This is a genomic window from Ignavibacteria bacterium (assembly GCA_041649015.1).
In the GTDB taxonomy this organism is placed as follows: domain Bacteria; phylum Bacteroidota; class Ignavibacteria; order Tepidaquicellales; family Tepidaquicellaceae; genus CAIKZJ01.
Map to the genome: position 1 here is coordinate 247,086 of JBAZNU010000002.1, position 13,578 is coordinate 260,663.

Annotated in this window: 7 protein-coding genes; all 7 read left to right on the forward strand. The window is 33.5% G+C overall.

The window, feature by feature from the left end:
* The 7 genes from WC644_04220 (at position 1) to WC644_04250 (ending at position 13,566) form a co-directional block, all read left to right on the forward strand.
* The gene (locus WC644_04220; GenBank protein MFA5011140.1) at positions 1-1,791 is read left to right on the forward strand and encodes a hypothetical protein; all 1,791 of its coding nucleotides are present in this window, start codon (positions 1-3) and stop codon (positions 1,789-1,791) included.
* 44 nt (positions 1,792-1,835) lie between these two features.
* Entirely contained in the window at positions 1,836-4,202 is a 2,367-nt protein-coding gene (locus WC644_04225) for a phospholipase D-like domain-containing protein (protein ID MFA5011141.1), read from the forward strand.
* Between the two features lie 38 nt (positions 4,203-4,240).
* Positions 4,241-5,626 (forward strand): sigma-54 dependent transcriptional regulator, encoded by a 1,386-nt coding sequence (locus WC644_04230; protein MFA5011142.1) that lies wholly within the window; start codon positions 4,241-4,243, stop codon positions 5,624-5,626.
* 60 nt (positions 5,627-5,686) lie between these two features.
* On the forward strand, positions 5,687-7,150 hold the full coding sequence (gene hppD / locus WC644_04235; GenBank protein ID MFA5011143.1) for a 4-hydroxyphenylpyruvate dioxygenase: 1,464 nt from the start codon (positions 5,687-5,689) through the stop codon (positions 7,148-7,150).
* A gap of 134 nt (positions 7,151-7,284) precedes the next feature.
* Positions 7,285-10,110 carry a response regulator gene (locus tag WC644_04240; protein ID MFA5011144.1) on the forward strand — a complete coding sequence of 942 codons (2,826 nt, stop codon included), beginning with the start codon at positions 7,285-7,287 and terminating at the stop codon, positions 10,108-10,110.
* Positions 10,111-10,433: 323 nt separating this feature from the next.
* Complete coding sequence (aspS, locus tag WC644_04245) at positions 10,434-12,230, forward strand: aspartate--tRNA ligase (protein ID MFA5011145.1); 1,797 nt, start codon at positions 10,434-10,436, stop codon at positions 12,228-12,230.
* Between the two features lie 61 nt (positions 12,231-12,291).
* Entirely contained in the window at positions 12,292-13,566 is a 1,275-nt protein-coding gene (locus WC644_04250) for an adenosylhomocysteinase (GenBank protein ID MFA5011146.1), read from the forward strand.
* Positions 13,567-13,578 lie beyond the last annotated feature (12 nt).

Sequence of the window (13,578 nt, forward strand, 5' to 3'; positions counted from 1 at the left end):
ATGGCTAAAGTAAAGAAAAAATCAATAAAAAGCGTTGAAGTACATGACTACAAGGAAAACCCCATTCTAAATTATTCACTATTAGGAATTTTTCTAATTTTCCTTGTTTTTTTTACTACTTTCAAAATCACAGGTGATGATGACGTTTTTTGGCATCTCGCTACAGGTAGATTAGTTTTACAAACAGGTCATGTCCCTTCAGTTGATGTTTTCGGATACATGACACAGGGTCAAGAATGGATGCCTTTTGAATGGGGCTGGGATGTTATTACATATTTCATTTATTCATTATCAGGATACGAAGGATTGTCTGTATTTAGATCTTTATTAATTATTTTGGTTTTCCTCGTATTCTATATCTTACTAAAAAGGTTTAATGTAAGTAGCATATTAAGCATTTTTGCTCTGCTTGTGCTCTCATTTGGAATGATTGACAGGCTAACTCCGAGACCTCATTTGATGTCGTATATTTTCTTTGCGCTGCTTATTTACATTATTTGTTATTTCCGATATTTCAACAGAGGTAACAAAAAAATTCTTTACTTTATTCCTCTTATATTTCTTCTCTGGGCTAATTTTCATATGGGAATTATTGCAGGCGGATTTCTGATGGTAATATTTTTCTTATCTGAAATTGCAGGTACTTACAAACCTGGGAATAATTCTTCAATCAAACCACTTTCAAAGAAGGAACTGATTTTTCTTTTTACAATACTTAGCATTTCTGCTTTGATGGTTCTTGTTAATCCAAATTTCGTGCAGACTTACGTTTATGCTTACGAACACACCAAGATGAAAATGCTTGAAACAGTAAACGAATGGATGTCCCCTTTTGCTTCAAGGTATACAGATAGTTTTGTTTCGTATATTTATAAAACTCTTCTTATTTTTGGTGTCTTCAATATTTTTTATGCAGTTAAGAAAAAGGATTGGTTCTTTGCAATACTGTATATTGCATTTGCTTTTTATTCGGTGAGAGCTATGCGTTTTACTGTTGATTTTGTTATTATTACGTTAGTATTTACCACAGTTTCGGTTTACTATTATATTAGTCTACTGAAAAACGAAAACATTAAGGACTTTATTCTTCATAGACCTCCATTAAAAATTACTTTAGGTGTATTCATTCTTTTTCTTATTTTTAATATTCCGAACAATAAACTTTATCTTGAACATCTCACGTATTACAGGATTTCCGGTACGGGTATAAATTCAGATTTTATTCCGACTGCAATGTTCGATTTTATGAAGCATAATAATGTTACTAACATAGGAGAAAGAATTTTTAATCATTTTGGCACCGGTGGATTTTTCGTATGGAATTTTGAAGGAAAACAGAATTTCATAGACAGTAGGAACCTTAATGATGATATTTTTACGAAATATCAGCAAATTCTTCTGAAACGTCCCGGCTTTGAGCAAAAACTTGAAGAGTATAATATTGATTATGTCATATATCTTGCTCCCGATCTTGTTCGTGATCCCAAAGAAATGGAAAGCACTTGTATATCATATTTTTCTAAACATCCTAATTGGAAACTTATATTTTGGGATGACAAATCTTTTTTATGGGTCAAGAATTTACCTAAGTTTAAGGAGCTTATTGACAAATATGAGTATAAATATTTATCGCCTTATAATTATGCTTATAATAAAATGACTCTTGAAAAAGGGATCAATGAAGATATATCTGTTTTGAAAAGAGAGGTTGAAAGAAAACTTGAAGAAGAACCAAATGGTATTATTATTTCATCTACTCTAAAAGTTTACGGAAACAGAATTAAATTATAGTTATATTGTTATATTGAAACTACAAATATTTAAAAATTATACTTATGCTTAATAAATCAATTTTCTTTGCTGTACTTTTTGCATTAATAGGTAATGTTTATGCTCAAGTTATTACTATTGATTCTGCAAGGAGTCAGGGTCCGGATGGTGTATCTTTACTATTGGGACAAACTATTACTGTAAGAGGTGTTGTTACTACAAGTCGTGAGTTTGGTGTTCCTACAGTTTATTTTCAGGTACCATCAGCAGGTTTGGTTGGATACGATGCAACCTTCGGTCCTAATGTTAATAGAGGTGACAGCGTTCAGGTAACAGGAGTTGTTACTCAGTACAACGGTCTTACTGAACTTCAGCCGGTTACTTCGTATCAGGTACTGGCAACAGGAATAAACACTCCGGTTCCTATTGTGGTCACTCCAGAGCAGATACGAACAGACGGAGAAACCTATGAAGCAAGGTTAATTAGAATAAACGGTATTACAGCTATTAAGAGTATATCTCCGTATGGAATCGCTACTCAGTGGACAGTTTCCGGTTCGGGTAGAAATTACAGACTTTTTGTTGGCAACGATTCGTGCGATATTAGAATAAATGCTTCTTCGAATATTGCCAACACACAGATTCCAGAGTATCCTTTCTCTATTATTGCTTTAAATAGCCAGTTTCAATCAAGTGCCCCTTATATAGGTGGATATCAAATACTACCAAGAGATTTGAATGATATAATAATAACTTCCGGGGGTCCTTCCATTACCGGTGTACCTATGGAATCTAATATTACGTCTACATCTATCACTATGAGTTTTTCAACATTAGCTCTTGGTGATACAAAAGTAAAATATTTTGTTTCAGACTCAATTGGACAACCCGAAGTTTATACAGATTCAGTATATAACTCTAATCAGGTTACATCGCACAGTATTAATCTTACTAATTTAAAACCCGGAAAGATTTATCAGGCGTTGATAACTTCTACAAATACTAACGGTACGAGTCAATATGCAAATAAATATTTTTCTACTGCTTCTAATCCAACATCTACAGGCAAGGTGGAAGTTTATTTCAATTATCCATCTGATACGTCTCTTGCACTACCGAATAATAAAGCTAACGGCAGTTCGAATTTCGTGACTCGTCTTGGACAAAGGATTGACTCTGCACAGTATTCTATAGATTTTGCAATATACTCGTTCAACGAAATTACTACTGTTAGAGATAAATTAATTAATGCTTTAATTCGTGGTGTAAAATTAAGAATCGTTTATGATTACAGGGATGGTAGTATACAACCTTTAATGCAGGATTTAATAAATGCCGGAGTACGGGTTCAAATCAGACCTTCAAGCTCATATATAATGCATCATAAGTTCTTAATTTTTGACGGAAGGGATACATCTGCCTCTGCGAGTAGCAGGAAATGGCTTTGGGGCGGCTCTGCAAACATAACAAACGAGCAGTTCTACAGTGATGCACAGAATGTAATTCTTGTTCAGGATGAATCAATTTGTAATGCATATACACGTGAATTCGAAGAAATGTGGGGTTCACACAACGACATAAATAATCTTGCAAATTCAAAATGGGGTAGTGCTAAACTTGATAACACCCCTAAGATTTTTAATGTTAATGGTAAAAGATGGGAAATATACTTTGGACCTTCCAACCAGGCTACAAGGCTTGGAGTACTAATCGATAATGAACCAAATAAATCAATTAATTTTGCTATCCTTTCTTACACCTTATTTACTATTGCTAATAAGATGAAAGCAAAATATAATCCACCTTCATTAATGGTAAGGGGTGTTTTTGATCAAGCAAATGTTTCTAATAACCTTTATCTTGAAATGAAAGGAATTGGAGGCTCTTCACCCTGGAATCCTCCGGCAAAAGTATTTCTTGAAAACTATTATGGTGCACAGATGCACAGTAAATATACTGTTATTGATGCCGATTTGTTATCAAGCAATCCTGTTGTAGAAACAGGTTCATTTAACTATTCAAACGCAGCTGATAATGGTAACGATGAAAACATGATGATAATATATGATTCTTTAATTGCAAATCAGTATTATCAGGATTTCGCTAAAAGACTTTCTGATGCTGGCGGTTCGGTAGATATTAACAAGATTGCTGATGTAGTTCCGAACCAATTTAGTTTAAAGCAAAACTATCCCAATCCGTTTAATCCTGCAACGAAGATTAATTTTAGTATTCCTAAATCATCGCTTGTAAAAATATCGATTTATGATATTCTAGGTAGGGAGGTAGATGTGCTTATAAATAAAATGCTGACCGTTGGCGAATACTCCGCCGACTGGAATGCAGCAAGTTTTCCATCCGGAGTTTATTTCTATATTCTAAACGTTGATGGAGAAAATATCAACACGAAAAAAATGATTTTAAACAAATAACAAAATATATAATTCTGTCAAACTAAAATTTAAGGGATATGGGGAGAATTTTGGTTGTTGACGACGAAGCAACAACTATAGCAATACTTAAAAAAGTACTCGAGGATGTGGGGCATGTGGTTTCAACTGTTAATAACGGTGAAATGGCTCTTGAACGTATTAATGAGTTTAAGTATGATGTTATGATAACTGATTTTAACATGCCGGGAATGAACGGTATCGAACTTACAGAAAAAGCGTTAAGGATTGAGCAAGACTTAATCGTTATTCTTATAACTGCTTTTGCCACAATCCGATCGGCAGTCGATGCCATTCGAATTGGTGCTTTCGATTACCTCACTAAACCTATTAACAAAGAGGAATTGTTGCTAGCTCTGCAACGTGGTCTCGAAAGGATTCATCTTTTAAGGGAGAATATACTTCTGAAACAGAGACTTGAATCTGTAGAACATAGTAGTGAAAAAGAATTTGAATACCTTACTGCTAACAAGGAAGTTAGAGAAATGCTTAACGAGGTAAGAAAAGTTGCTAATACTGAATCAACTATTCTTATAACAGGTTCTAATGGAACAGGTAAGGAGGTACTCTCTAAGTATATTCATAAAATGAGTAACAGGAAAAACCAGCAATTTGTAGTTTTGAACTGTGCTGCTTTACCTCCTCAGCTGCTTGAATCCGAACTATTCGGACATGTAAAAGGCTCGTTTACTGGTGCCGTTAAAGACCGTAAAGGTTATTTTGAAATTGCTGATAACGGTACTATATTCTTGGATGAAATTGGTGAAATCGACCCGGTCATTCAGGTAAAACTACTACGAGTCTTGCAGGAAAGAGAGTTTTCGAAAGTTGGTGATACACGCATACAATCAACTAACGTCCGCGTTATTGCTGCAACAAATAAAGACATTAAGCAGTTAATAGCTGAAGGTAAATTTAGGGAAGACCTATATTACAGACTTAATGTTTTCGAATTCCATCTGCCTAGTCTGAAGGACAGAAAGGAAGACATAAAGTTCTATTTTAATAAATTTATTACCGAGCAGAGTATCGTACTGAAAAAGTCTATTCCCGTAATAGATGTTTCTGTTGAGAATGTTTTGCTTAATTATGAATGGCCAGGCAATATACGTGAATTAAAGAACGTTGCGGAACGAGCTTCAATTCTGTGTGATAATGGGAAGATAACTCTTGATCTGCTTCCTTCTAATATTCTTAGTAATGAAAGTAAAAGAAACTATTCTGCTGATTACAACGAGAATAAGGAAAATATCATTAAAGATTTTGAAATCACTTTTATAAAGAAATATCTTAAGCTCTGTAACGGTAATGTTGCGGCAACTGCAAAAACAATAAATTTTCATCCGGTTAGTCTTAGGCAGAAGCTTACAAAACTGGGCATTGATCCTCGGGATTATAAGTATTAAAATTGGAATTAATTTGTGTTATTTAGTTGTTTCAATTATAATTAAAATAACTTAAAGACTATGGAAGATTTTCTCCCTTTAAAAAGGATAGATTATATTGAGTTCTTTTGCGGGAACGCAAAGCAATCTGCAATTTATTATCAGTACGCTTTTGGTTTTAAACTAACCGCATATTCTGGACTCGAAACTGGAAACAGAGATTTCGCTTCTTACCTTCTCGAACAAGGAAAAATAAGATTTATCCTCACTACGGCTTATCATGATACTGGTTTTATTCCTGAGCATGTTAAATTGCATGGCGATGGAGTTCGTGATGTAGCATTTGAAGTCGATGATGCCGCTAAATCGTTCCATGAGACAGTCAAAAGAGGTGCAGTTCCCGTTTTGGAACCGACCGAATTTAAAGATGATTTCGGAACAATTGTTAAGTCATCTATAAAATCTTTTGGAGATACAATACATTCATTCATAGAAAGAAATAATTTTAAGGGATTGTTTCTTCCCGGTTTTGTGGATGCTTCCCACAGATCTCTGAAAGGAATAACGGACACTAATTTAAAAGCTGTTGACCATATGGTAGGAAATGTTGAATTAGGGAAAATGTTGACATGGGTTGAGTTCTATGCAAAAGTACTCGGTTTCAATCAGTTATTATCTTTTGATGATAAGGATATTTCAACTGAATATACTGCACTGATGAGCAAGGTTATGCAAAATAGTACTGGTAAGATTAAGATACCAATCAACGAACCTGCTAAAGGCAAGAAAAAATCACAGATTGAAGAATACCTTGATTTCTATAAATCACCCGGTATTCAGCATATTGCTCTTGCAACACCGGACATACTTGGTACTGTTAACAGTTTAAGAGACAGAGGTGTTGAATTTCTAACTGTACCGACAACTTATTATTCTGAACTTGAAAGCAGAATCGGAAAAATTGATGAAGATGTTAAGTCTTTGCAGGATCTCGGTATTCTCGTTGATAAGGATGATGATGGATACTTACTACAGATTTTTACGAAACCCGTTGAAGATAGACCTACTCTATTCTTTGAAATCATTCAAAGAAAAGGTGCTCGTAGTTTCGGTAAAGGTAATTTTAAAGCTTTGTTTGAGTCTATCGAAAGAGAACAGGCTTTAAGAGGAACTCTGGAAAATGATACTGCCGCTGATGACAACATTGAAGATCTACTCGATTTACAGATTATTGATGGTCTTAAGGAACTTGGTGGTGATGATAATTCTTTTTTTAAAGAAATCATTGATCTTTATATCACCCAGTATCCTGAATTAATTGATAAAATCAAGAATTATAACATGTCACGTGACTTTGAGAATCTTTCAAAATCTGCTCACGCTTTAAAAGGAGCAAGCTTGAATATCGGTGCCAAAAAACTGGCAGATGTCTGCAAAACAATGGAATTAAATTCTCACGAAAAACAATCGATGGAATATGATGAGCTGATTAAAGAAATTGAATCATTGTACACGATTACTATTTCTGAGTTGAAAAAATTGTAATATGGTATAGTTTTTGCTAAAGATTATGTGATATATTAATATCAATTAATTTAAATAATTGTTTTTATAGCATTAATCTTTTGATAACTGAATTATTAATATAGTATGATTATTAAATATATAGTTAGAGAACTATGACTTTTAAGAGTATAAATCTTAGAGATGATGTTATATCATTGCTTGATCTGAAATCAGAAAAAGAATTTACAAATTTCTTGAATTGGTTTGCCGGTATTAGTGATTATGTTAGAATACCTAACTATGCTTCAGATGTTCCTTCCAGAATTAACGATTTATTTACCCTCATTGATAAGAATTACTCAGCTCTTGAAGAAGAGACGAGTAGACAAATAAAAGACCTGAAATTTCTTGCAGAAGAACTTAAAAAATCAAGTGAATTAGTTGTTAGTGATGCCAAAAGACAGAAATACATTCATCTTCATTTAAAAGAAGTTTTGCTTTTATTACTTAAGCATGTAGGTAAAAGCGATAAATATATCGAAGGTCTGAATCCCGAGCAAATGCTCGACCTGATCACTACCATAATAACAGATTTGTCGAATCAGGCATCAAATAATTTGATTTCAGGTGGGAATTTCGAGACTTTTGCTGATGGATTAAAAGATATCATATTTCAAACTGATTCTCAAGGACGGATTATTTATGCGAATAATGCTTGGATTGACATTACCGGTTTTAATGAAAAAGATACAATGAATAATCTGCTTGAGCGGTTTATGTTATCAAGTGATTTGGATATTTATAAATTAAATCTTAATGAATTAGTTAGTAAAAAAAGGGAATTTGTTCGTTTTCAGATTAGATTATTAAGCAAAAGAAAAGATATAATTTGGGCTGATGTTTTTGCTCGTATGTTGTTCGATGAAAGGGGTAGAGTTTCAGGTCTTTATGGAATCATAACTGACATTACTGATAGGAAAAGGAACGAAGAAGAACTAATCAGATTGAAAAATGAAGCTGAGCAGGCGGTTAGAGCTAAATCAGATTTTCTGTCTGTAATGAGTCATGAAATAAGAACTCCTATGAACGGTGTCCTAGGTATGGCTGATCTTTTGCTTGAAACAAAGCTGAATCCGGAGCAGAAGGAATATGTCGAAACTATAAAAAATAGTGGAAATACACTTCTCACACTTATTAATGATATTCTTGATTTTACTAAGATTGAATTCAGTAAAATTGATCTTCAGGAAGCACCTTTTGAAATAAGAGATTGTATTGAAGAATCTTTTGAACTTGTAGCTCCTATTGCAGTTAAGAAACATTTGGATTTACTTTACATGATAGAACCTAATGTTCCTGAAATGATTCTTGGCGATGTATCAAGGTTAAGACAAATCTTAGTGAATCTCGTTAATAATGCTGTTAAGTTCACAGAAACAGGTGAAGTTCTTGTAATTGTAAAAGTTCTTAAAAATGTTAAAGACGAAGTAGAACTTCAGTTCTCTGTTAAAGATACTGGTGTCGGTATTCCTAATGATAAACAGGAAATTATTTTCCAGAGCTTTACTCAGGCTGATTCATCGGTTACAAGAAAATTTGGTGGTACCGGACTCGGACTTGCTATCTGTAAAAGACTTGTTACATTAATGGGTGGTGAAATATGGGTCGAAAGCTTAGAGAATGTTGGTTCAGTTTTTAGTTTTACAATAAAGTCTAAAGTTCCTAAAGTTACTTCTCCAAAGATATTTCTTAAATCTTCTTCAACCCCGTTAAAAAATAAGAGAATTCTTATCGTTGACGATAATGAAACGAATTTGCATATCATGAATATTCAGTGCAAAAATTGGGGTATGATTCCAAGATCTACAAAAAACCCTCAGGAAGCACTAAAATGGATTGTAAACGACGATCCTTTTGATGTAGCTGTCCTCGATATGTTGATGCCCGATATTGACGGACTTACACTCGCAGGAAAATTCAGAAATTATAGAGATGATAAGAGTTTACCAATAATTATTTTCACTTCTTCTGACAGTTTGGTTAATGACCATCAAGGAAAGGAAATTTATATCAACGCTATTTTGAGAAAGCCCATACGACAAACACAACTTCAAAACTTATTGTTTCAAACTTTAAATGTAAAGGAAATTGAAACTCCAATTGCAGAGGAGAAGATGGAAAAGCCCAAAATAGAAAAATTTGCGACACTCGAAGTAAAAGAAAATGCTAATTCAATCGTTGAGGATGTAGATGACAGGTCTATAAAAATTCTTGTTGCAGAAGATAATATGATTAACAGAAAATTGATTCATAAAATCTTATCTCAGATTGGTTATGAATCAGAACACGCTGTGCATGGTCTGGAAGCAATAGATAAACTAAATCAAAAAAGTTATGATATAATTTTCATGGACGTTCAAATGCCTGAAATGGATGGTATTGAAGCTTCAAAACATATTGTTAAAAACTGGGAAGTTAACGAAAGACCGGTAATTATAGCAATGACAGCCAACGTGATGCAGGGAGACAAAGATAAATGTATCAATGCAGGTATGGATGATTATCTTAGCAAACCTGTGATTATTGAAGACGTCGAAAAAATACTTGCAAAGTGGATTGACACAATAAATCAAAGAAAATTAAAAAGGAAGAAAAACATTAAAAAAGGATTTAAGGTTGATGCCGATATTTTAAATGCATTAAAAGATTTAAATATAGAAAATAAATTTGATAATATAAATGAGTTATACTTAAATCTTGCTCCCGAACTCATAAAAAATATTAAATCTTCATTTAGTAATAATAATCTTAATGAAATGAAGAAATATTCATCGCATCTGAAGAAAATAAGTATTAACTTAGGAGCTGAAAGATTAGCCGATATTTGCTTGAAAATTGAATCGTTGAATGGGAATGCAACACGTAGTGAATTGGCAACTTTGATTAATAGAATTGATAGTGTTTATAAAATCACTATTAACGAGTTGATAAAATCTTAGCAATCTTATTCCGTACTTTAAGATTTTGTCAAAAATATATTTATATTAAAAAATGGTAATAAATCTATTCAAAAAATATTATTCATTATAATATTTACTTATCCCAAAAATAAATTGTTGTTATTATAACAATTCCTATAATTCTCATCAAAAACCAGATAAAGGTACAGTAATAGTTGCATAATCCGTTCATTAAATACCATCTTCAAAACCCGACCGCTATTACGAATGAAATAATCAGCCTTTTTCTTACTTAAACCTCTTTTTTCCTCTCATTTAAGCATTATTTTTGGTATCTTATAAATTATCCAAAAAAATTATAAATGAGTTTTAAAAGTCGTACAAATACTTGCGGTGAATTAAATGATGCTTTTATTGGTCAGGAAGTGACAATTAACGGCTGGGTTGCAAAGAAAAGAGACCTAGGTGGTCTCTTTTTTATCGATGTAAGAGATCGTTACGGTATTACTCAAATTAAAGTAATGCCAGAAAATATTCTCATTCACCAGATAGCAGAAAAACTTGGCAATGAATATGTAATTTCTGTATCTGGTAAAGTCATAAAAAGGGAAAGTGTTAATAAAAACATACCTACAGGTAGTATTGAAATTGATGTAAGTGAAATACAGATACTTAATGAATCAGACATTACACCATTCGTAGTAGAAGAAGATGTAAGAGCAAGTGAAGATTTACGACTACAATATCGTTATTTGGATCTCAGGCGTAAAAAAGTTCTAGATAATCTTATTCTCCGAAACAATGTCTATCAGATTGTTCATCATTATTTTGCTGAATTTGGTTTCATCGAAGTTGAAACACCTATTCTGATGAAATCTACTCCCGAAGGTGCTCGGGATTATCTTGTACCATCACGTGTTCATACTGGGAAGTTCTATGCTCTCCCTCAATCTCCGCAGACGTATAAACAGTTACTCATGGTCTCTGGATTAGATAGGTATGTTCAGATTTGTAAATGTTTTCGTGATGAGGATCTCCGTGCAGATAGGCAGCCTGAATTTACACAAATTGATATAGAGATGTCTTTCGTAAAACAGGAAGATGTATTTAAAATTTCAGAGGGATTATTTCGCAAAATATGGTTTGAAGTTTTAGGATATAACCTCCCCGCTGAATTTCCAAAGCTTACTTATGACGAAGCGATGAATAAATACGGTATTGATAAACCGGATATGCGTATTAAAAATCTTTTGTTAATTAATGATATTACCCACGTTGTAAAAGATTCAGAATTCAAAGTGTTCAATGATGTAATAAATAATGGAGGTTCAGTATCTTGTATTAAGATAAACTCTGGCTCATCACATTCAAAAATTGATATAACTCGAAAGATTTCTGATTCTTACGCTGAGTTTGTCAAAAAGTTAGGTTTTTCCGGTATGGCTTTCATGAAAGTCAATGAAAATGGAGAACTGCAGTCCTCTATCCTTAAGTTTCTTGATGAAAATATTATTAATAAGATGAAGGATTCATTGAGCCTTGTGAATGGGGATTACGTTTTCATTCTTTCAGGTGAAAGGAAAAAAGTTCTACAAGGACTAGGGCAGCTGCGTACCAAAATTGCTGAAGATTTCAAGTTGCTTGATGACAGCAAACACGAATTCGTTTGGATTACGGATTTCCCACTCTTCAATTATGATGAAGAGGAAAAAAGATTTGCAGGTGAACATCATGTCTTCACTTCACCTAAAGATGAATTCATGCATTTCCTTGATAGCAAAGATAAAAATGAAATCCTTAGTATTCGTGCTAACTGTTACGACCTTGTATACAACGGTAATGAAATTGGAAGCGGTAGTATTAGAATTCATAATAGTGATATTCAAAAAAAAGTATTCAACATAATTGGTCTATCAGATTATGAGTCTAAAGAAAAATTTGGATTTATTCTTGAAGCATTCAGATACGGTGCTCCGCCTCACGGTGGGGTTGCATTCGGATTTGATAGACTCGTAGCTATGCTCTGTGGTACAAAATCAATTAGAGATGTAATAGCTTTTCCAAAAACAGTAAGCGCTTCTTCTCTAATGGATAATTGTCCTAGCGTAGTCCATATAGAACAGCTAAATGAACTCGGTATAGAATTAAAGAAAAAGTGATAAATAAATAAATTTTTTCAAATTAAGAAATATAGTATTTTATTATAATTAAATATATATCATGGCAAAGATTAACAAATTTAAAGTTAAGGACCTGAAGCTGGCTGCTCAGGGTAGAACAAAAATTGAATGGGCTGAATCGAGAATGCCGGTACTTGCAGCTTTAAGAGCAAAATATAAAATTACAAAACCTTTCAAAGGCTTTAAGATTGCAGGTTGCCTCCACGTAACAAAAGAAACTGCTGTTTTGATTAGAACATTTATTGATGCTGGTGCTGAACTCTCATGGAGCGGATGTAATCCTCTTTCAACTCAAGACGATGTTGCTGCAGCTTTAGCCGCTGATGGTGTCTCAATATATGCATGGCATGGAATGAATACTAAAGAATTCTACTGGTGTATTGATAGGACTCTTGATTTCAAACCGCAACTGACTCTTGATGATGGTGCTGACTTAATTTTTACAGTTCATAATAAATATCAGAATTTAGTTCCTTCTATAATAGGGGGTACTGAGGAAACTACAACAGGCGTACATAGGTTAAGAAAGATGGCTGAACAAGGTGCATTAAAATATCCTGTTTATGCTGTTAATGATTCAGTTACAAAATGGGACTTTGATAACGTTTATGGTACTGGTCAGTCAACTATCGACGGAATATTAAGAGCAACTTCGGTTCTTATAGCTGGAAAGAATTTTGTAGTAGCTGGTTACGGTCATTGTGGAAGTGGTGTTGCAAATCGTGCAAAAGGTCTCGGTGCATCTACAATTACTACTGAAATAAAACCAACAGCAGCACTCAAAGCAACTCTTGAGGGACATAGGGTGTTAAAAATGGATGAAGCAGCAAAAGTTGGTGATATTTTCGTCACCGCAACTGGTGTGAAAGATGTTATCGTAGGAAGACATTTCGCTTCTATGAAAGATGGTGCAATAGTATGTAATACTGGCCATTATGATTGCGAAATTAACCTTACTGATTTGGAGAAGATGAAGAAATCAAAGAGAACTATAAGACCAAATTGCGAAGAATATTTAATGAAAGATGGAAGAAAAATATATATCTTAGCAAAAGGAAGATTGGTTAATCTTTCAGCTGCAGAAGGACATCCCTCTGAAGTTATGGATATGTCTTTCGCAAATCAATTTAATGCTCAGCTGGCTCTTGTCTCTTCATACAAAGCAGGTAAGAAACTTACTCTAGGAGTACACGTATTACCAAGAGAAATGGATGAGCAGATTGCAGGCGTTAAGTTATCTACTATGAACATTAAGATTGATAAGTTAACAAAGGACCAGATTAAATATAACGAAGATTTTTCCGAAGGAACGTAATATGTAATTTTT

Bases quoted from the DNA above. Each gene is read 5' to 3' on its own strand.
- WC644_04250 (MFA5011146.1), top strand. From the start codon at position 12,292: ATGGCAAAGATTAACAAATTTAAAGTTAAGGACCTGAAGCTGGCTGCT.
- WC644_04240 (MFA5011144.1), top strand. From the start codon at position 7,285: ATGACTTTTAAGAGTATAAATCTTAGAGATGATGTTATATCATTGCTT.
- WC644_04225 (MFA5011141.1), top strand. From the start codon at position 1,836: ATGCTTAATAAATCAATTTTCTTTGCTGTACTTTTTGCATTAATAGGT.
- WC644_04230 (MFA5011142.1), top strand. From the start codon at position 4,241: ATGGGGAGAATTTTGGTTGTTGACGACGAAGCAACAACTATAGCAATA.
- WC644_04220 (MFA5011140.1), top strand. From the start codon at position 1: ATGGCTAAAGTAAAGAAAAAATCAATAAAAAGCGTTGAAGTACATGAC.
- aspS (MFA5011145.1), top strand. From the start codon at position 10,434: ATGAGTTTTAAAAGTCGTACAAATACTTGCGGTGAATTAAATGATGCT.
- hppD (MFA5011143.1), top strand. From the start codon at position 5,687: ATGGAAGATTTTCTCCCTTTAAAAAGGATAGATTATATTGAGTTCTTT.